The following is an 18310-nucleotide window of genomic DNA, read 5'->3' on the forward strand; positions in this document are numbered from 1 at the left end:
TCATGGGGGCGCCGCACCATCCCGCCTCCTATCGGGCCGTCCGCGTCGCCAACGGCTTGCGGCGCCAGATCCGCTCCAGCCCGTTATGGTTCCTGCTGCTCGCGGTGGCGGTCGGCGCGGGCGCGGGGTTCGCCGCGATCGCGATCGGCCAGACGGCGCGCGGGCTTCAGCGGCTCGCCTTCGATCTCGCGGTCGGCGAGCATCTCAGCGCCGCCTCGCACATCGCCCCGCTTCGCCTGCTCGCGCTGCCGCTCGGCGGGGCGCTGCTCGGGCTCACCATCTGGGCGCTGCGACGGCGCAAGACCGTCGACGTGGTCGAGGCGAACGCGCTGCACGGCGGCCGCATCCCGGCGCGCGACACCGCCACCGTCGTCGGCCAGACGCTGCTGTCGAACGGTTTCGGCGCCTCGGTAGGGCTTGAGGCCGCCTATGCCCAGGCGGGCGGCGGGCTCGCCTCGCTGCTCGGCCAGCGGATCAAGCTGCGTCGCGCCGATCTCAGGACGTTGATGGCGGCGGGCGCGGGCGCGGGCCTGGGGGCGGCGTTCGGCGCCCCGCTCACCGGCGCCTTCTACGCGTTTGAAATCGTTCTCGGCGCCTATACACCCGCAACCGTCGCCCCGGTCGTGCTCGCCTCGCTCACCGGGGCGATGATCGCGCGGACCTTGGGCATCCAGCCCTATGTCATCAGTGCCGGCGTCGCGCATCCGCTCCAGACGGCGGACTATGCCCTGTTCGCGCTGCTCGGCATCGTCTGCGCCGGCTTCGGCATCGCGCTGATGCGGCTGGTCTCGCTGCTCGAATCGCGCGTCCGCCGATCGCGCATCACGCCCGCCCTCGCCCCGGTGGTCGGCGGGCTGCTGATGATCCCGCTGGCGCTGCTCTCGCCGCAGGTGCTCTCCAGCGGTCACGGCGCGCTCGACATCAATCTCGCGGCACAGATGACGCTCGCCACGCTCGGCGGCGCGATCCTGCTCAAACTGCTCGCCTCGGCGGTCTCGCTCGGCTTCGGCTTTCGCGGCGGGCTGTTCTTCGCGTCGCTGTTCCTCGGCTCGTTGATCGGCCGCTTCTACCAGCAATTGCTCGGCCAGTTCCCGCATCTCCATCCGCTCGTCGCCGACGATGCGGCGGTGGTCGGCATGGCGGCGCTGGCGGTCGCGGTGGTCGGCGGCCCGGTCACGATGGCGCTGCTCGTGCTGGAGGTGACGCATGATTTCGGGATTACCGGCGTCGCGATCACCGCCGCGCTGATCTCGTCCACCATCGTCCGGGAGACGTTCGGCTACAGCTTCTCGACCTGGCGGCTCCACCTTCGCGGCGAAACGCTGCGCAGCGGCCGCGATGTCGGCTGGGTTCGCGCGCTGACGGCGGCGCGGATGATGCGGTGCGACATTGTCCTGCTGCCGGTCGACACCAGCGTCGCCGCCTTCCGCGAGCGCTTTCCGCTGGGCGCCACCAAACGCGCGGTGCTCGTCGATGCTGCCGGCCGATACGCCGGCATCGCCGAAAGCGCGACCTTATGGGGACCGGCGGCGGATCAGGCCGCCACGCTCGGCCAGTTCGCGACGCTGGAGGATGCGGCGCTGTCGCCAGCGATGACGATCGATCAGGTGCTCGCCGCGTTCGACGCGAATGTCGCCGACGATCTGGCGGTTCTCGCGCCCGACGGCCAGGTGCTCGGCCTCATCACCGAGCGTCATGCGCGCCGCCGCTATGCCGAGGAACTCGAAAAGGCGCAGCGCGAATTGTACGGAGAAGCATGACGACACGCATCCGCCCCCGCCGCCTGGGCGGGGACGGATTCCGGCGATCAGCCCTGCTGGTCGGCGCGGTCGGCGCCCTTGCCATCCAGGTTCTGCGCGACGAAGTCCCAGTTCACCAGCTTGGTCAGCACGGTGTCGACGAACGACGGGCGCGCATTGCGGTAATCGATGTAATAGGCATGCTCCCACACGTCGATCGTGAACAGCGGCGTCACGCCGTGCGCCACCGGCGAATCGCCGTCATGGAACGACGTCACCTTCAGCGTGTCGCCGTCGAGCACCAGCCAGCCCCAGCCGCTGGCGAAATGGCCGACCGATTCGGCCTTCAGCTTCTCGATCAGCGCATCATGGCTGCCGAAATCGCGCGTGATCATCTCGGCCAGCTTGCCGGTCGGCGCCTTGCTGTCCGGCGTCAGGCACTGCCAGAAAAAGCTGTGGTTCCAGATCTGCGAGCTGTTGTTGAACAGGCCCTTGTTGCCCTTCTCCTTGGCATATTCGATCACCTTGGTCAGCGACGCACCGGCCAGTTCGGGAATGTCGGCAACCAGCTTGTTGCAATTGTCGACATAGGCCTTGTGGTGCTTGCCGTGATGATAGTCGAAGGTCTCGGCCGAGATATGCGGCGCCAGTGCGTCCTTGGCATAGGGCAGCTCGGGAAGTTCGAAAGCCATGTCTTCCTCCTTTTGGGGACAGAAATTGGTTGGGGACGCCCGCCTAACGCATGGGATGGCCTGATGGCGCAACAATTTTTGTTACGGCCACGATCGAGTTGTCCGATCACAGGCGATTCGTTCTTCAAAGGGCGCATTGACTGGAACATATAGAGAACTTTTTTCTGTCCTACATCGGCTATTTATGCCCATGATGTCGGCATGAGCGAGACCCTCATTCCCGGCGATGATCCGTTCGACTTCGCCCCTGTGCCCAGCGCTTCGGCGCGGCATGACGGCTGGACGCCCGAACGGCAGCGCCAGTTCATCGCCGAGCTTGCCAGCCACGGCGGCGTCGCTGCGGCGGCGCGGGCGGTGGGCATGACGCCCCAGTCCGCCAATCGCCTGCGCCGCCGCGAAGGCGCAGCCGGCTTCGCGCGCGCCTGGGACGCGGCGGTTGAGGAAGGACGGATCAAAGCGCTCGAAGAGGCGATCCGGCGCGGGGTCGAGGGGGTGGTGGTGCCCGTGATGCGCGGCGGCCGGGTGGTCGGCCACCGCCGCCGGTTCGACAATCGCCTGCTGTTCGCCGCCTGCTACGGCCAGCCGATGGGGCGATTCGGCCGTGACGATGCGGGGCCACGCTGATGTCGTTTTCCCGGAACTTTCGGAACCTTTGCCCGGGCCTGTCCGGGCGATCAGTGCGATCAGTGCGATCGGATCGCGTCAATCAGTTCATCCTTGTCCATCTTCGATCGGCCCTCGATGCCGATCTCCTGCGCTTCCTGGTACAGATCGTCCTTGGTGCGATCCTCCAGCCGGTCGCCACGCGAATCGAGCGATCCGTTCGCCTTGGCGTTGGCGATGCGCGCGGCCTTTTCCTTGGAATTGCCCTCCTTGCGCAGCGCCTCGTACATCTCATCGTTCTTCACCTGCGGGCCATGATCCTTGCCGGGCATGATGCTCTCCTTTCCCGCGTTGAACGGCCCAAATGGGTAAACGCTCCTTTTCCGCATGACAGACCGGAGACAAAGCGGGTCGAAGCCCCTATATGGCGCTCACCGTTGCTGTTCCCCCTGAGGGCCGATGTTTACCACAAACCCGTTCGATGATGACAAGCTGCGCGAAGAGTGCGGCATTTTCGGCGCCGCCGCCAGCGAAGGCGCCGCCGCGATGGTGGCGCTTGGCCTCCATGCGCTCCAGCACCGCGGCCAGGAAGCCGCCGGTATCACCAGCTGGGACGGCCATCAGTTCCACACGCACCGGGCGATGGGCCACGTCGCCGGCAATTTCGATCGCGACGACGTGATCCGCGCGCTGCCCGGCACCACCGCCTGTGGCCATGTCCGCTATTCGACGACGGGCGAAACCGCGATCCGCAACGTCCAGCCGCTCTATGCCGAACTGGCGAGCGGCGGCTTCGCGGTCGCGCACAACGGCAATATCTCGAATGCGATGCGGCTGCGGCGCGATCTCGTTCGGCGCGGCGCGATCTTCCAGTCGACCTCGGATACCGAGGTGATCATCCACCTCGTCGCCACCTCGCAATACCGCACGCTGATCGATCGGTTCATCGATGCGCTGAAGCAGGTCGAGGGCGCCTATTCGCTGATCGTGATGACGCCGGAGGGCATGATCGCCTGCCGCGATCCGCTCGGCATCCGTCCGCTGGTGATGGGCAAGCTCGGCGACTCGGTGATCTTTGCGTCGGAAACGGTCGCGCTCGACGTGGTCGGTGCCGAATACGTCCGCGACGTCGAGGCCGGCGAGCTGGTGATCGTGAAGGGCAATGGCGAGATTTCGAGCCACAAGCCGTTCGCGCCGCAGGCCGCCCGCCCCTGCATCTTCGAATATGTCTATTTCTCCCGCCCCGATTCGATCAGCGACAATCGCTCGGTCTATTCGGTGCGCAAGGCGATCGGCGCACAGCTGGCGATCGAATCGCCGGTCGAGGCCGATCTGGTCGTGCCGGTGCCCGATTCGGGCGTGCCCGCCGCGATCGGCTATGCCCAGCAATCGGGCATTCCGTTCGAGCTGGGGATCATCCGCTCGCACTATGTCGGCCGCACCTTCATCCAACCGGGCGACAAGGTTCGGCACCTGGGCGTCAAGCTGAAGCACAATGCCAATCGCGATCTGATCGCCGGCAAGCGCGTCGTGCTGATCGACGATTCGATCGTGCGCGGCACCACCAGCCTCAAGATCGTCCAGATGATGCACGAAGCCGGCGCGAAGGAAGTGCATATGCGCATCGCCTCACCGCCGACGCGGCACAGCTGCTTCTACGGCGTCGACACGCCCGAACGCGCCAAGCTGCTCGCCGCCAAGATGGACGTGGGCGGGATGACCGACTTCATCCATGCCGACAGCCTCGCCTTCATCTCGATCGACGGGCTCTACAAGGCGCTGGGCGAGACGCGCCGCGCGGACATTCATCCAAAATATTGCGATGCCTGCTTCACCGGCGACTATCCGACGACGCTGACCGATCAGGACGAACTGGCCCCGCCGCCCGATCAGCTGGCGCTGCTCGCCGAAAAGGTCGGCTGAACGCCTCTCGGCCCGCGTTTCACGGAGATTGCATGACGGATCGCCCGCTTTCCGGCCAGACGGCCCTCGTCACCGGTGCCAGCCGCGGCATCGGCGCCGCCACCGCCACCGCGCTCGGCGTGGCGGGGGCGCATGTCATCCTCACCGCCCGGACGGCGGGCGGGCTTGAGGCGGTTGAGGAAGCGATCTTCGATGCCGGCGGGTCGGCGACGATCGCGCCGCTCGATTTGGCGGAAAATGACGGCATCGCCCGGCTGGCCGAGGCGGTGGCAGGGCGCTGGCCGTCGCTCGACATGCTGGTGCTCAACGCGGCGTCGCTCGGCACGCTGGGCGCGGTCGGCGCGATCGACTTCCCCGAATTTGCGCGGGTTCTGACGCTCAACGTCACGGCCCAGGCGGCGCTGCTCGCCGCGTTCGATCCGCTGCTCCGCAAGGCCTCTTCGGCCCGGGTGATCGGCATCAGCTCCAGCGTCGCCCGCACGCCGCGTGCCTATTGGGGCGTCTATGGCGCGTCGAAGGCGGCGTTCGAAAATCTGCTGCTCAGCTATCAGGCCGAAGTCGGCCAGATCAGCGGCGTGCGCGCCGCGATCCTCGATCCCGGCGCCACCCGCACCAATATGCGCGCCCGCGCCTTTCCGGGCGAGAATCCCGATGATGTGAAGCCGCCCGAGGTCGTGGCCGAACGCATCGTCGCGCTGATGCAGGCCGGGTTCGAGCGCGGCCATTATGAGCGCGTGGGATGATCGTCAGCCCGGCTGGCGCACCAGCGTCACCTGGACGACATCGATCCCGCCGCCCCGGAACCCGCCCTCGCAATACATCAGGTAATAGCGCCACAGCCGGATGAAGCGCGCGTCGAACTGCTCGGGCAGCAGCCCCGCCGCCGCCGCCGCGTCGAACCGCTCCCGCCACTGCCGCAGCGTCTCGGCATAATCGAGGCCGAAGCCATGGCGGTCGGTCCACGCCAGCCGGTTGGCGCTGGCAAGGCTTTGGAATGCGGCTTCGGAGATCAGCATGCCGCCGGGGAAGATATAGGTCTGGATGAAGTCGACATTCTGGGCATAGCCCTCGAACATCGCGTCGTCGAAGGTGATGATCTGGAGCGCCGCCTTGCCGCCGGGCTTCAATGCCCGGGCAATGGCGGCGATATAGTCGGGCCAATATTCGCGGCCCACCGCCTCCGCCATCTCGATGCTGGCGACGGCGTCATAGGTGCCGGTGACGTCGCGATAGTCGGTCAGGGTGAAGCGGGCATCCGCCATCCCCGCCGTCCGCGCCTCGGCCCAGGCCCGCTGCTCGACGGACAGGGTGATGCCATGCACCTTCCGCCCGGCCTGCAGCGCCCGCTCGGCGAACGAGCCCCAGCCGCAACCGATCTCCAGGATCGTGTCGCCGGGGCGGGTGTCGGTCCGGTCGAGAATGGCCTGCAGCTTGGCGTCCTGCGCCGCGCCGAGCGACATTCCCGGCTCGGCGAACAGCGCGCTCGAATAGGTCATGCCGGCATCGAGCCAGGGCACGTAGAAATCATTGCCGAGGTCATAGTGAAAGGCGATGTTCTTCCGCGAACCGCGCCGGCTGTTCCGCCGCCACAGATGCGCCAGCCGCCGGAGCGCCAGCGATCCGCCCCGCGCCCTCGCCTGCGCCGCGAGTCCTGCCCGGTTGCGGCTGAACAGCGCGAACAGCTGCACCGGGTCCGGGCTCGACCATTCGCCCTTCTCCCACGCCTCGTACCAGCCACCGGACCCGCCCGTCGCCAGCCGGACCAGCGCCCGCCAGCTGTGCAGCGTCACCACCGCCGCCGGCCCCTCGCGTCGACCGCCGAGCATCCGGGTTCGGCCGTCGGGCGTCGAAACCTCGAGGCTGCCGTCGTCAATGCCGCGATCGAGCCCGTCGAGCTGGCGGTGGAAGAAGCCGCCGAACAGGTTGAGCATTCCCGGCCTGCCGGCCTGCCGCGGTCGAATCGTTGGGTCGGTTGGCGCGTTCATCGCCCCGCTACATGCACGCTCCACCGAACGGGGCAAGCCTCAGACGGATTTGCCCGCCGCCAGTGCGCGCTCCCGCGCCGCCCGATGCTCGATCCGCTTGGCCGGATAGTCTTTGGGCCGGCAACCGGCCGCGTCGGGATCATGGATGGTATCGTCGGGCAGCTTTGCGAGCTCGGGCACCCATTCCCGGATATAGCCCGCCGCATCGAACTTCTCGGACTGCGAGAGCGGCGCCATCACCCGGCTCCACTGGCTCGAATCGACGCCCGATCCCGCCACCCATTGCCAGTTCACCGCATTGTTCCCGTAATCGGCATCAACCAGCGTGTCCCAGAACCAGCGCTCGCCCTCGCGCCAGTCGATCAGCAGGTGCTTCACCAGGAAGCTCGCCGCGATCATCCGCACCCGGTTGTGCATCCAGCCGGTCGCCCAGAGCTGGCGCATGCCGGCATCGACGATCGGATACCCGGTCCGCCCGCGTTGCCAGGCGCGCAGATCGGCGCTTGCCTCGCTGCCGCTGCGCCACGGCATGTCGTCGAATGCCGATCGTCCGTTCCTGGTCGCATAGTCGGGAAACTGGCAGATCAGGTTCTGGGCGAAATCGCGCCACCCGATTTCACGAAGATATTCCTCCACCTGCCCCCCGGCATCGCTCACGCCCTGCCAGACCTGCGCTGGCGAGAGTTCACCGAAGTGAAGATGCGGCGACAGCCGCGAACTGCCCTCGATCGACGGCAGGTTGCGGGTATCGTCGTATCGAGCGGCGTGATCGCGAAAGCGGCGCAGGCGCTTGTGCGCGCCGGCTTCGCCCGGTTCCCAGGTCGACGCCAGCCCGCCCGACCAGTCGGGCTCGGTCGGGCGCAGCGCCCAATCGTCCAGCCGGTCGCTCGCCGGCCATTTTTCGGGGCTGTGGATGGTATGCGGCACGCGCAGCGGCTCGGCCGGCGGCAGGCGCTCGCGCAACGCCCGCCAGAAGGGCGTGAAGATCTTGTACGGCGTGCCGGCCCCGGTCGTCACCGCGCCAGGCGGCAGCAGATAATTGCCGTCATGGCAGCAAAGCGTCATCCGCCTCGCAACCGCGCGTTCGGCATTGCGCCACCAGGGCTCGTAATGGCGGATGCAATGCACCGTCGTCGCGCCGGTCTCTTCACTGAGCTTCTCGAGTTCGACATCGCTCGCGCCGCGCCGCAAGATCAGCCGCGACCCCTTTTCGCGCAGCCGCGCATCGAATTCGGCCAGGCTGTGATGCAACCACCAGCGCGATGCCGCGCCCATCGCACGGTGCTTCGCGCTTTCGTCGTCGAGCACATAGACCGGAATGACCCTGCCCGCCTCCGCGGCCGCAACGAGCGCTGGGTGATCGGCAAGGCGAAGATCGCGGCGGAACCAGAGGAGAACGGGAGCAGTCATCGCGCCACAAACGCATTGGCGCCGAACAAGGCGACCTGTCCGATGGAACAGGATCGATGGACCCCGACGCGGCAGCGCAGCGTTACGCACCCGGCATCAATCGAGGTAACGGCATGCAATTCAGTTCGGCGGCTATGGTCGTCAATACCCGGTCCCGCCACGGCCAGGACTGGTTCGACCGGGCCTGCGCACGTTTTCGGGAAAGCGACGTGCCGATCGATGCCCATGCCGTTAGCGAGCCCGAGCGGCTCGATGCCGTCCTCGACAAGGCGCTTGCCCGAAAGCCCGAGCTTGTGATTCTCGGCGGCGGCGACGGTACGATGAGCGGGCTGGTCGACCGGCTGGTCGGCACCGGCGCGACGCTGGGCGTGCTGCCGCTCGGCACCGCCAACAGCTTCGCGCGCTCGCTCGGCCTGCCGCTCGACGTCGATGGCGCCATCGACGCCATCCTGCACGGCCGCAAGCGGCGGATCGATCTGGGCATGATCGATAACGACTATTTTGCGAGCACCGCCGCGATCGGCCTGTCGCCGCAAATCGCCGAAACCGTGCCCCACGGCGCCAAACGCTGGTTCGGCCGGCTCGGCTATCTCGGCTGGGCGGCGATCCAGTTCCTGAAGTTCAAGCCGTTCACGGTGATCGTCGGCGAGGGCAACGACGCCAAGCGGTTGCAGGCAGTGGAAGTGCGCATCTCGAACGGTCCGTTCCACGGCGGCACCGAACTGGTCGACGAGGCCGGTGTCAGCACGGGCGAGATCGTCGTCCAGGTCGTGAAGGGCCATGTAAAATCGCGGCTCGTGCGCAACTGGACCGCTTCTATCCTACGGCTCGAAGCCCGCAAGGAGGACACCGTCACCTTTCGCGGGCAATCGTTGCGGGTGGCGACCGAGCCCCCGCTGCCGATCTCGATCGACGGCGAGGTGCTGGCGACGACGCCTGTGGTGGCGAAGGTCGCGCCGGGAGTGATCGACGTGATGGTGCCTATGGGGGCGACGTAGAAGGCCCCCCTCACCTTCCCACCGCCTTCGGCGGCGGGCCCCCTCCCTCTCCCAAAGGGAGAGGGAGGGGCCCATCGCGCAGCGATGGGAGGGTGAGGGTGCGTGCCTTTTACCCCAGCCGCGCCAGCGCCGCCGAAAGCCGCTCGGCCTCGGCTGCCTTCTCGGCATGGTCCGCCCGCGCCTTCTCGACCGCTTCGGGCTTGGCCCGCTCGACGAAGCTCGGATTGCCCAGGCGGCCGGCGAGCCCGTCGCGCTCCTTCTCGGCCGCCGTGATCGCCTTGGTGAGGCGCGCACGTTCGGCCTCCAGGTCGACCACGTCGCCGAGCGGCATCACGAAGGTCGCTTCGTCCACAACCAGTTGGAGCGCACCGCCGGCGGGCGCATCCCCCTGCGCCTGATCGACGCGACCGAGCCGGGCCAGCGCCGCTTCCTGCCGCGCAAGCCGCGCGACCGTCTCGGCCGAGGCATCGCGGACGTGCAGCGGCAGGCGGGCACCCGGCGGCACGTTCAGTTCCGTGCGCGCCGCGCGGATTTCGCTCACCAGCCGGATCAGCCAGTCGATCTCCTGCGCCGCCGAGGGATCGAGCGCACGGGCATCGGCCATCGGCCACTTGGCGACGATCAGGTCATGGTCGCGCGGGCCCATTTTCGACCAGAGCTCTTCGGTGATGAAGGGCATGAACGGGTGGAGCATGACGAGGATCTGGTCGAGCACCCAGCCGGCCACCGCACGGGTTTCCTCCGCATCGGCGTCAGCAACGCCCTCACCCTGCAGCACCGGCTTGATCAGCTCGAGATACCAGTCGCAGAAGCGGCTCCAGACAAACTGGTAGATGGCGTTCGCCGCCTCGTCGAAGCGCAGATCGGCAAGTGCCAGGTCCAGCGCCTGCACCGTCGCGACGGTTTCCGCGATAATCCAGCGGTTTACCGCGAGCTCTGCGGTCGGCACCTCAAGATGCTTGCTGGCCGCGATGCCGTTCGCCTGGCAGAAGCGCGCCGCATTCCACAGCTTGGTCGCGAAGTTGCGATAGCCTTCGAGCCGCTTCTCATCCATCTTGATGTCGCGGCCCTGGCTCTCCATCGCCGCCATGAAGAAGCGCAGTGCGTCGGCGCCGTACTTGTCGATCATGCCCAGCGGATCGACCGTGTTGCCCTTGGACTTGGACATCTTTTGGCCATCGGCTGCGCGAACGAGACCGTGGAGGTACAGGGTCTTGAACGGCACTTCCTTCATGAAGTGCAAGCCCTGCATCATCATCCGCGCATCCCAGAAGAACAGGATGTCGAAGCCGGAAATGAGCACATCGTTCGAATAGCGCCCGCCGAGCGTCGGATCGCTATTCTCAGGCCAGCCGAGCGTCGCGAACGGCCACAGCGCCGAGGAGAACCAGGTGTCGAGCACGTCGGGATCGCGGGTGAGCGCAACGCCCTCGCCGGCCTGCGCCTGCGCCTCTTCCTCGGTCTCGGCGACATAGGCCGTGCCGTCGGCATCGAACCACGCCGGGATGCGGTGCCCCCACCAGAGCTGGCGGCTGACGCACCAGGGCTGGATGTTCTCCATCCAGTTGAAATAGGTCTTTTCCCAGCTCTTCGGCACGATCTTCGTCGCGCCCGAGCGGACCGCCTCGATCGCCGGCTTGGCGAGCGTCGCGGCGTCGACATACCATTGGTCGGTCAGCCACGGCTCAATCACCTGCCCCGAACGGTCGCCATAGGGGGTCTGGATCGTGCGCGGCTCGGCGTCGTGCTCGGCACCTTCCTTGTCGACGAACGGCACGAGGAATCCCTCGTCCTTCAGCCGCGCGACGATCGTCTTGCGCGCCTCGAAGCGGTCGAGCCCGATCAGTTCGGCGGGCACCATCCCGTCCTGCGTCTGGCAGATCGCCGCCTTGGCATCGAGCATGTTGAGCATCTCGCCGGCCTTGATGCCAGCGCGAACACCCACCTCGAAGTCGTTGAAATCATGCCCTGGCGTGATCTTCACCGCGCCCGAGCCGAGCGCCGGATCAGCATGCTCGTCGCCGACGATCGGGATCAGGCGGCCGGTGATCGGGAGCAGAACCTGCTTGCCGATCAGCGCCTTGTAGCGTTCGTCCTCGGGATGCACCGCGACCGCCATATCGGCGAGCATCGTCTCGGGCCGCGTCGTCGCGACCTGGATGAAGCCCGATCCGTCCGCCAGCGGATAGCGCAAATGCCAGAAATTGCCGCGGACCTCCTTGGTCTCGACCTCCAGGTCCGAGATCGCGGTGCCGAGGCCCGGATCCCAGTTCACCAGGCGCTTGTCGCGATAGAGCAGGCCCTGGCGATGGAGCTCGACGAACACCTTGAGGACGGCCTTGGAAAAGCCTTCGTCCATGGTGAAGCGCTCGTTGGCCCAGTCCATCGAGCAACCGAGCCGACGCAGTTGGCGGGTGATCTGGCCGCCGCTCTCTGCCTTCCACTCCCACACCTTGTCGACGAACGCCTCGCGGGTGAAGTCGGTGCGCTTCTGCCCTGCGGCGTTGAGCTGGCGCTCGACCACCATCTGCGTGGCGATGCCAGCATGGTCGGTGCCGACCACCCAGCGCGCGTCCTTGCCCTTCAGCCGCGCGTGGCGGACGAGGATGTCCTGCAGCGTGTTATCGAGAGCGTGGCCGATGTGGAGGCTGCCCGTCACATTGGGCGGGGGGTTGACGATCGTCCAGGGCTCGGCGCCCTCGCGCTCGGGGCGGAACAAGCCTTCGTCTTCCCAATGGGCATACCAGCGAGATTCGATGTCGGCGGGGTCGAAGGTCTTGGGGAGTTCGGTCATGGTGCGGGCGCTTTAGCGTTGCCGCCGCCCTGCGCACAACCCGTCGCCCGACGATCCGGGCGCGGCTGTGTCAATTCTGCTCAAGCAAGGCTGTCGAGCACCTTTTCAACGCGGTCGAGCGTGAACGGCTTGGCGAGGATCGGCCGATCGCGATGCGCCTCGGCGATGCTGTCATCGGTGCCGCCGGTTGCCAGCACGAACGGGATGCCCAGCTGGGCCAGCTTTTCCGCGATCGGCCAGCTCTGCTCACCCCCGCGCAGGTTCACGTCGAGGATCGCCGCATCGATTCCGCCCTGGCCGATCCGGTCAAGCGCGTCGGCGACGGTGTCCGCCGTGCCAGCGGGAACGCGATCGAGCGCATCGAGAAAATCCTCGAGCATCATGGCGATCAGGGGTTCGTCCTCGACGATCAGGATGTTGCGTGGCTGAGGCATTCTCTGCCCTTCGCAGGAAAGCGGCCTCAGGCCAAGGACTATTTGGCGGTGAGAATATCGCGAACGGCCTCTGCAAGCTGCTGAACCGAAAAGGGTTTTGGCAGAAAGGCGACATTATCGAGATCGATCGATCGGCGCAGTTGCTCCTCGGCATAGCCGGACATGAACAGGATTGGCAGATCGGGCCAGCGTTCGCGCATCCGCCGCGCCATGGTCGGGCCGTCGAGCACGGGCATCACCACGTCAGACACGAGCAGATCGGGCTTCTCCATGCTCTCGACCGATTCCAGCGCAACCTCGCCATTTTCGGCGGTGACGACCGTATAGCCCTGCCGGCTCAGCGCCCGTTCGGCGATGGCGCGAACCATGTCCTCGTCCTCGACGAGCAGGATGGTGCCGCTGCCCCACAGGTCGACCGCCTTTTCCCGCACCGCCGGCAGCTTGGCGACCGTCGCTTCGGCCGCGGCATGGACCGGGAGGTAGATGGTGAACTGCGCGCCGCCAGCTGGGGCGTTTTCGGCGAAGATGTAGCCGCCCGACTGCTTGATGATGCCATAGACGGTAGAAAGGCCTAGGCCGGTCCCCTTCCCCACTTCCTTGGTAGTAAAGAAGGGCTCCCAGATTTTCGGCAGGATCTCGGGCGGAATGCCGCTGCCGGTGTCGCAAATGCGCAGCGCCGTATAGTCGCCGACCGGCAGCACATCCTCGTCCATCCGCCGCACCTCGGCGGCGGTGATCGCCATCGTCTCGATGGTCAGCGTGCCCCCGCCGCTTGGATTCTTGCTGAGCATCGCGTCGCGGGCGTTGACGGCGAGGTTCACCACCACCTGCTCCAACTGCCCCGGATCGGCACGGACGGGGCCGAGATTCCGCCCGTGATTGACGTTGAGCGTCACTGTCTCGCCGAGCAGCCGCTTCAGCAGGTTCGACACTTCCGAAATGACGTCGGGGAGCTGGAGCACCTGCGGTCGCAAGGTCTGCTGGCGCGAGAATGCGAGCAGCTGCCGCGTCAGGCTGGCCGCGCGATTCGAATTGGCGCGGATCTGCTGGATTTCGTCATAATCGCTGTCGCCGGGCGAATGGCGCATCAGCATCAGGTCGCAATGGCCGATGATCGCCGTTAGGATGTTGTTGAAATCGTGCGCAACGCCACCGGCAAGCTGGCCCACCGCCTGCATCTTGGTCGCCTGCGCCACCTGGCGCTTGAGCTTTCCTTCCTCGCCCGACTCGCGAAGGCTGAGCAGCACGGCGGCATCGCCCAGGCCGCGCGCGCCCGCGATCGTCACCGCGACGGCCTCCTCTGGCGCGTCCTTCAGGCGAATGGTCATTTCCAGCGACTGCGGTGCCCCGCCGGCGAACCGCCGCACCGCATCGGCCAGCGCCGCCTTGTCCTCGCGCACCACCAGGTCGCCGGGATAGAGCGGCGGTGCGGCGGCATTGACGCGGGCCGCGCGAACGAACGCATCGTTCATGCTCACAAACCGGCCGTCGCGATCGACGAGCGCCAGGCCGGAAGGAAGCAGCGCGATGAGCGATCTAACATGCGCCGATGCGCTGCCGCCGATCGCCGGCACCGGCGCGGCGGCCGGCTCCTCGTCGAGCAGCAGCACCAGCAACGGCGCATCCTCACCATCGAGGAACGGGATCTGAAGGATGCGAAGCGGCGTGCCCGTCATGCCTTCGCGCTCGAAGCGGACCTGGCCCGCCGAATCGGTGATGAGCAGCCTTGCGAAGTCGCGCCCCTCGGCCATCGCATCGGCCGATGCCATCGCCCGCAGCCGGAAGACCCGGTTCGCCGAGCGCACGCGGCCGTCCGGGCTGACGAGCACGGCCATCATGCCGGCAGCCCCAAGCCGATCGCCGGTCGCCCCTGCGAGCAGGGTCTGAAGCTGCGTCGTCAGGTCGAGCGCCTGCACGCCGATGAAGCGCCACACCAGTGCATCGTCGCCGATCCGCGTGACGCGCACCGATATCGCCGCGCCGAAGATGTGGATGTCCTCGCAGCGCCCCTCGCCATCGCGCCAGGCGGCGCGGGCACAGGCGCCAAGCGCGGTTTCGCCAGCCTCGCCGATCGGCAGGCTGGGCGGCGTGGGCCAGCCGGCGAACAGCGCCTCGTAGCGCGGATTGGCGCAGACCAGCCTGCCGACCCGGTCGGTCACCGCCAGCGCATCGTCGCTCGCCGCCGCCAGTGCCTGGGCGATCGCCCAGTCGACATGCGATTCGACGGCGGGGGACGACGGAAACAGTCTCGCCGCCGCCAGCATCAACCCGGCGGCGAGCACCGACGCGGCGACGAAGCCGACGGCGACCGCGCGGTCCCCGAGCGTCAGCAGAACCACGCCGCCCGCCAACATCCCTGCCGCCACCGCCGCCGCCAGCGGCAGCAGGATGGATGGTCTGGACAGTTCGGCAGCGGGCATGGTCGCCATCACCTACCGATGTTCGGTCGCCGCGTGGCGGTCAAGAGCCGCGTGCGTCCCCAGCACCGGAGCGTGGGGACGCACCGCACACTCACCAGATGCGGACGCGCTTGTCCGGGCTGAGGAACAGCTTGTCGGTCGGCGCGGGCTGGAAGGCGCCGTACCAGGGATCGAGGTTGCGGACGACCCAGGTGCGCTGCTCCGACGGCGAATGCGGATCGGTGAGCAGGCGCTGGCGCAGATTGGCCTCGCGATAGTTCCGCCGCCAGACCTGCGCCCAGCCAAGATAGAAGCGCTGGTCACCGGTCGTCCCGTCGATCACCGGCGCCGGTTTGCCGCCCAGCGAGGCCTTGTACGCGTCATAGGCGACGGTCAGGCCGGCGAGATCGGCGGTATTCTCGCCGAGCGTCAGCTTGCCGTTGACGTGCATGCCGGGGAGCGGCTCATAGGCGTCATATTCAGCGGCCAACGCATCGGTGCGCGCCTTGAATGCCGCGACGTCGGCGGGCGTCCACCAGTCGGTCAGGCGCCCCTCCTTGTTGTACTTCGCGCCCTGGTCGTCGAAATGATGGCTCAGTTCGTGGCCGATCACCGCGCCGATGCCGCCATAGTTGATCGCCGGATCGGCATTCGGATCGAAGAAGGGCGGCTGAAGGATCGCGGCCGGGAACACGATCTCGACCATGCCGAAATTGGCATAGGCGTTGACCGTCATCGGCGTCATGCCCCATTCCCAGCGCTGCAGCGGCTTGCCGAGATGGCCGACATTGTCGTCATGGCGCCACTGATTGGCGCGCATCGCATTGCCGAATGCATCGCCTGGCACGATGCGCAGCGCCGAATAATCGTGCCAGCGATCGGGATAGCCGATCTTGGGCGTGAACGCGGCCAGCTTCTCGTGCGCCTTCACCTTCGTCTCGGGCGCCATCCAGTCGAGCTGATCGATCCGCCGGTCCATCGCGGCGATGATGTTCTTGACCAGCCGATCGGCCGCCGCCTTGGTTTCGGGCGGGAAATATTTAGCGACATAGACCTTGCTGACATCGTCGGCGAGCGCACCCGTGGTGAAGTTCACCGCACGCTTCCAGCGCGCCTCCTGCTCCGGCGTGCCCGACAGGATCGTGCCGTTGAACGCGAAATCCTCCTTGTCGATCGCGCTCGGCAACACGTCCGAATAGGCGCTGAGCGAACGCACCAGCAGCTGATCCTTGAGCACGCCGATCGGCGTCGTGGCGACGAGCTTCGCGATCCCGGCAACTGCGCTCGGCTGGGCGACGATCACGGTATCGACGGGGGCGCCGATGCCTTTGAAGAACGTCGCGAAGTCGAAGCCGGGGGCGGTCCGCGCCAGATCGGTGACCGACATCTTGTTGTACGTCTTGTTGGCGTCGCGGCTGTCGGTGCGCGTCCAGCTGACCCGCGCGATTTCGGTTTCGAACGCGACGATCGCGGCGGCGCGCTCAGCCGCATTTGCCTCACCCGCCAGCGACAACATGTTGGTCAGGTGCTTGACATAGGCCGCTTTGGCTTCGGCCAGCCTGGCATCGTTCGACAGATAATAGTCGCGGTCCGGCAGGCCGAGGCCGCCCTGGAAAAGCGACAGGGCATAGATTTCCGGCTCCTTGTCGTCCTGGCCGACATAGGATCCGAACGGCACTGAGATGCCGCTCCGGTCGGCCTGCGCGTAGAGCGCAGGCAGCGCCGCCTTGTCGTTCACCGCCTTGATCTGATCGATCCAGGGCTGGATCGGTGCCAGTCCCTTCGCATCGATCGCCGCAGTATCCAGATAGGTCGCGTAAGCGGTGCCGATCTTGGAGACGGGATCTGCCTTCGCCGCCTCGAGGATTTCGTGCGTGCGCTTCTTCGACAGATCATCGATCAGGTTGAACGCGCCGTAATTGGACTTGTCCGCCGGAATCGGCGTGTTCTTTGCCCAGGTGCCGTTCGCATAGGCGTAAAAGTCGTCGCCCGGCCGAACCGAGCGATCCATGCCGGCGACGTCGAAGCCATAATCACCGATCTCGGGCTTCGCATTCATAGCCACGGCGGGCGCCTCCTGAACGCCGGTATCCTGGCGCTGCTGCGCGCAACCGGCGAGCAGGATCGGCGCGGCGAGGAAGGTGGTAGCAAGAAGGGGGAAGCGCATCGGGCAACCTCTTTGAAAGAATATGTCGCCGTCTTAATAGATTAACACTCAGCGTCAACGCCGATGGCTGTTATCCGCTCGCGCAGCCGCCGCCGCCGCTTGCGCACGATCCACAATCGCCACAGCATCGCGCTGGCGAAATAGCCGACAACGGAGAGAAGAACCGAAATCGTGAGCAACCCTGTGAGGGTCGCGGGGCCGACCTCGCGCACGAGCCATTCGAGCCATCCCTGCGGCGCGCCGGCGGCCACCACCTGCGCCCCACCGGGACCGAGTATCCAGCTCCCGAGCCAATAGGCCGCGATCCACAGCGGCGGCGTGGTTAGCGGATTGGTGAAAAAGGTCGTCGCTGCCGCGGCAGGGATGTTGGCGCGCAGCGGCAGTGCCAGGATCGCCGATGCGGGAATCTGGCCGAGCGGGATGAGGATTCCCGTCAGCATGCCCAACGCAACGCCGCGCGGGACCGACCGGCGAGTGAAACGCCAGAGCGACGAATGCATCACGCGCCCGGCAACCGGCTTCAACCAACGGTTGCTCTCGATCGACTCGCGGCTCGGCACCGCCTTGTTGGCAAGACGACGAAGACGGTCGGGCCGCTGATGCTCCATCTCAGCCGCGGTCGCGCAACAGGCGAGACTGTTCGCGCTTCCACTCCCGGTCCTTGATCGTCTCGCGCTTATCATGCGTCTTCTTGCCCTTCGCGAGTGCCAGTTCGACCTTCGCGCGCCCCTTCCCGTTGAAATACACGGAGAGCGGCACGAGCGTCATACCCTCCCGGGCGACTGCACCATGCAGCTTGTTTATTTCACGCACGTGAAGGAGCAATTTACGCGGACGCTTCGGTTCGTGGTTAAAGCGATTTCCGTGGCTGAATTCGGGGATGTTGGCGTTCACCAGCCAAACCGCGTTGTCTTTCACTTCGGCATAGGCTTCAGCGATCGAGCCCTCGCCGAAACGCAGTGATTTCACCTCAGTGCCGGTCAGCGCAAGGCCGGCCTCATAGGTCTGCTCGATGTAATAATCGAACCGAGCGCGCCGGTTCTCGGCGACGGTCTTCACCTTGTCGAATGTCGTTGGTCTTGGGCGAGCCATAAGAGGGTGGCATGTAGGGACAGGCGGGTCGAAGCGCCAGACGTTTGTCGCCTGTCCTGCCCGCCAGTCGCGCC

General features: G+C 66.6%; 15 protein-coding genes. 5 read left to right on the plus strand and 10 right to left on the minus strand.

The window, feature by feature from the left end:
• The first annotated feature begins 2 nt into the window (after positions 1-2).
• Complete coding sequence (locus tag ACX40Y_RS08890) at positions 3-1760, plus strand: chloride channel protein (protein ID WP_459119187.1); 1758 nt, start codon at positions 3-5, stop codon at positions 1758-1760.
• 47 nt (positions 1761-1807) lie between these two features.
• On the opposite strand, the gene ACX40Y_RS08895 is transcribed toward ACX40Y_RS08890, so the two are convergent.
• Entirely contained in the window at positions 1808-2431 is a 624-nt protein-coding gene (locus ACX40Y_RS08895) for a superoxide dismutase (protein WP_459119188.1), read from the minus strand.
• 201 nt (positions 2432-2632) lie between these two features.
• Here ACX40Y_RS08895 and ACX40Y_RS08900 point away from each other — a divergent pair, with 201 nt between their 5' ends.
• Positions 2633-3055: a hypothetical protein gene (locus tag ACX40Y_RS08900; protein ID WP_459119189.1), complete on the plus strand. Its 423-nt coding sequence runs from the start codon at positions 2633-2635 to the stop codon at positions 3053-3055.
• A 59-nt stretch (positions 3056-3114) separates the two neighbouring features.
• Here ACX40Y_RS08900 and ACX40Y_RS08905 read toward each other — a convergent pair whose 3' ends face one another.
• The gene (locus ACX40Y_RS08905; RefSeq protein WP_459119190.1) at positions 3115-3366 is read right to left on the minus strand and encodes a DUF7218 family protein; all 252 of its coding nucleotides are present in this window, start codon (positions 3364-3366) and stop codon (positions 3115-3117) included.
• A gap of 127 nt (positions 3367-3493) precedes the next feature.
• Here ACX40Y_RS08905 and purF point away from each other — a divergent pair, with 127 nt between their 5' ends.
• Together purF and ACX40Y_RS08915 are read left to right on the plus strand one after the other, a co-directional pair.
• Positions 3494-4957 carry an amidophosphoribosyltransferase gene (gene purF, locus ACX40Y_RS08910; protein ID WP_459119191.1) on the plus strand — a complete coding sequence of 488 codons (1464 nt, stop codon included), beginning with the start codon at positions 3494-3496 and terminating at the stop codon, positions 4955-4957.
• Positions 4958-4989: 32 nt separating this feature from the next.
• Positions 4990-5700: an SDR family NAD(P)-dependent oxidoreductase gene (locus tag ACX40Y_RS08915; protein WP_459119192.1), complete on the plus strand. Its 711-nt coding sequence runs from the start codon at positions 4990-4992 to the stop codon at positions 5698-5700.
• 3 nt (positions 5701-5703) lie between these two features.
• Here ACX40Y_RS08915 and ACX40Y_RS08920 read toward each other — a convergent pair whose 3' ends face one another.
• Both ACX40Y_RS08920 and ACX40Y_RS08925 read right to left on the minus strand, forming a co-directional pair.
• A complete protein-coding gene (locus tag ACX40Y_RS08920; protein ID WP_459119193.1) occupies positions 5704-6942 on the minus strand; it encodes a class I SAM-dependent methyltransferase in 1239 nt (412 codons plus the stop codon).
• A gap of 39 nt (positions 6943-6981) precedes the next feature.
• Positions 6982-8352, minus strand: coding sequence for a cryptochrome/photolyase family protein (locus tag ACX40Y_RS08925; protein ID WP_459119194.1), 1371 nt, complete (start codon positions 8350-8352; stop codon positions 6982-6984).
• Between the two features lie 113 nt (positions 8353-8465).
• On the opposite strand from ACX40Y_RS08925, the gene ACX40Y_RS08930 reads away from it, so the two are divergent.
• Positions 8466-9350, plus strand: a complete 885-nt coding sequence (locus ACX40Y_RS08930) for a diacylglycerol/lipid kinase family protein (protein ID WP_459119252.1) — start codon at positions 8466-8468, stop codon at positions 9348-9350.
• A gap of 109 nt (positions 9351-9459) precedes the next feature.
• Here the strand turns inward: ACX40Y_RS08930 and ACX40Y_RS08935 are convergent, their stop codons facing one another.
• From ACX40Y_RS08935 to smpB, 6 genes are all read right to left on the minus strand, one after another.
• Positions 9460-12144, minus strand: coding sequence for a valine--tRNA ligase (locus ACX40Y_RS08935; RefSeq protein WP_459119195.1), 2685 nt, complete (start codon positions 12142-12144; stop codon positions 9460-9462).
• 80 nt (positions 12145-12224) lie between these two features.
• Positions 12225-12578, minus strand: a complete 354-nt coding sequence (locus ACX40Y_RS08940) for a response regulator (protein WP_459119196.1) — start codon at positions 12576-12578, stop codon at positions 12225-12227.
• A 38-nt stretch (positions 12579-12616) separates the two neighbouring features.
• Positions 12617-15007 (minus strand): hybrid sensor histidine kinase/response regulator, encoded by a 2391-nt coding sequence (locus ACX40Y_RS08945; RefSeq protein WP_459119197.1) that lies wholly within the window; start codon positions 15005-15007, stop codon positions 12617-12619.
• An 82-nt stretch (positions 15008-15089) separates the two neighbouring features.
• Positions 15090-17144 carry a M13 family metallopeptidase gene (locus tag ACX40Y_RS08950; RefSeq protein ID WP_459119198.1) on the minus strand — a complete coding sequence of 685 codons (2055 nt, stop codon included), beginning with the start codon at positions 17142-17144 and terminating at the stop codon, positions 15090-15092.
• Between the two features lie 41 nt (positions 17145-17185).
• Complete coding sequence (locus tag ACX40Y_RS08955; protein WP_459119199.1) at positions 17186-17752, minus strand: DUF2062 domain-containing protein; 567 nt, start codon at positions 17750-17752, stop codon at positions 17186-17188.
• 1 nt (position 17753) lies between these two features.
• On the minus strand, positions 17754-18236 hold the full coding sequence (gene smpB, locus ACX40Y_RS08960) for an SsrA-binding protein SmpB (RefSeq protein ID WP_459119200.1): 483 nt from the start codon (positions 18234-18236) through the stop codon (positions 17754-17756).
• Positions 18237-18310: the final 74 nt, after the last annotated feature.

The sequence above is a fragment of the Sphingomonas sp. RS6 genome (assembly GCF_054489705.1).

What these genes read in the sequence shown, in the direction of transcription:
- ACX40Y_RS08890 (WP_459119187.1), top strand. Translation starts at nt 3, where the DNA reads ATGGGGGCGCCGCACCATCCCGCCTCCTATCGGGCCGTCCGCGTCGCC.
- ACX40Y_RS08895 (WP_459119188.1), bottom strand. Translation starts at nt 2,431, where the DNA reads ATGGCTTTCGAACTTCCCGAGCTGCCCTATGCCAAGGACGCACTGGCG.
- ACX40Y_RS08900 (WP_459119189.1), top strand. Translation starts at nt 2,633, where the DNA reads ATGAGCGAGACCCTCATTCCCGGCGATGATCCGTTCGACTTCGCCCCT.
- ACX40Y_RS08905 (WP_459119190.1), bottom strand. Translation starts at nt 3,366, where the DNA reads ATGCCCGGCAAGGATCATGGCCCGCAGGTGAAGAACGATGAGATGTAC.
- purF (WP_459119191.1), top strand. Translation starts at nt 3,494, where the DNA reads ATGTTTACCACAAACCCGTTCGATGATGACAAGCTGCGCGAAGAGTGC.
- ACX40Y_RS08915 (WP_459119192.1), top strand. Translation starts at nt 4,990, where the DNA reads ATGACGGATCGCCCGCTTTCCGGCCAGACGGCCCTCGTCACCGGTGCC.
- ACX40Y_RS08920 (WP_459119193.1), bottom strand. Translation starts at nt 6,942, where the DNA reads ATGAACGCGCCAACCGACCCAACGATTCGACCGCGGCAGGCCGGCAGG.
- ACX40Y_RS08925 (WP_459119194.1), bottom strand. Translation starts at nt 8,352, where the DNA reads ATGACTGCTCCCGTTCTCCTCTGGTTCCGCCGCGATCTTCGCCTTGCC.
- ACX40Y_RS08930 (WP_459119252.1), top strand. Translation starts at nt 8,466, where the DNA reads ATGCAATTCAGTTCGGCGGCTATGGTCGTCAATACCCGGTCCCGCCAC.
- ACX40Y_RS08935 (WP_459119195.1), bottom strand. Translation starts at nt 12,144, where the DNA reads ATGACCGAACTCCCCAAGACCTTCGACCCCGCCGACATCGAATCTCGC.
- ACX40Y_RS08940 (WP_459119196.1), bottom strand. Translation starts at nt 12,578, where the DNA reads ATGCCTCAGCCACGCAACATCCTGATCGTCGAGGACGAACCCCTGATC.
- ACX40Y_RS08945 (WP_459119197.1), bottom strand. Translation starts at nt 15,007, where the DNA reads ATGGCGACCATGCCCGCTGCCGAACTGTCCAGACCATCCATCCTGCTG.
- ACX40Y_RS08950 (WP_459119198.1), bottom strand. Translation starts at nt 17,144, where the DNA reads ATGCGCTTCCCCCTTCTTGCTACCACCTTCCTCGCCGCGCCGATCCTG.
- ACX40Y_RS08955 (WP_459119199.1), bottom strand. Translation starts at nt 17,752, where the DNA reads ATGGAGCATCAGCGGCCCGACCGTCTTCGTCGTCTTGCCAACAAGGCG.
- smpB (WP_459119200.1), bottom strand. Translation starts at nt 18,236, where the DNA reads ATGGCTCGCCCAAGACCAACGACATTCGACAAGGTGAAGACCGTCGCC.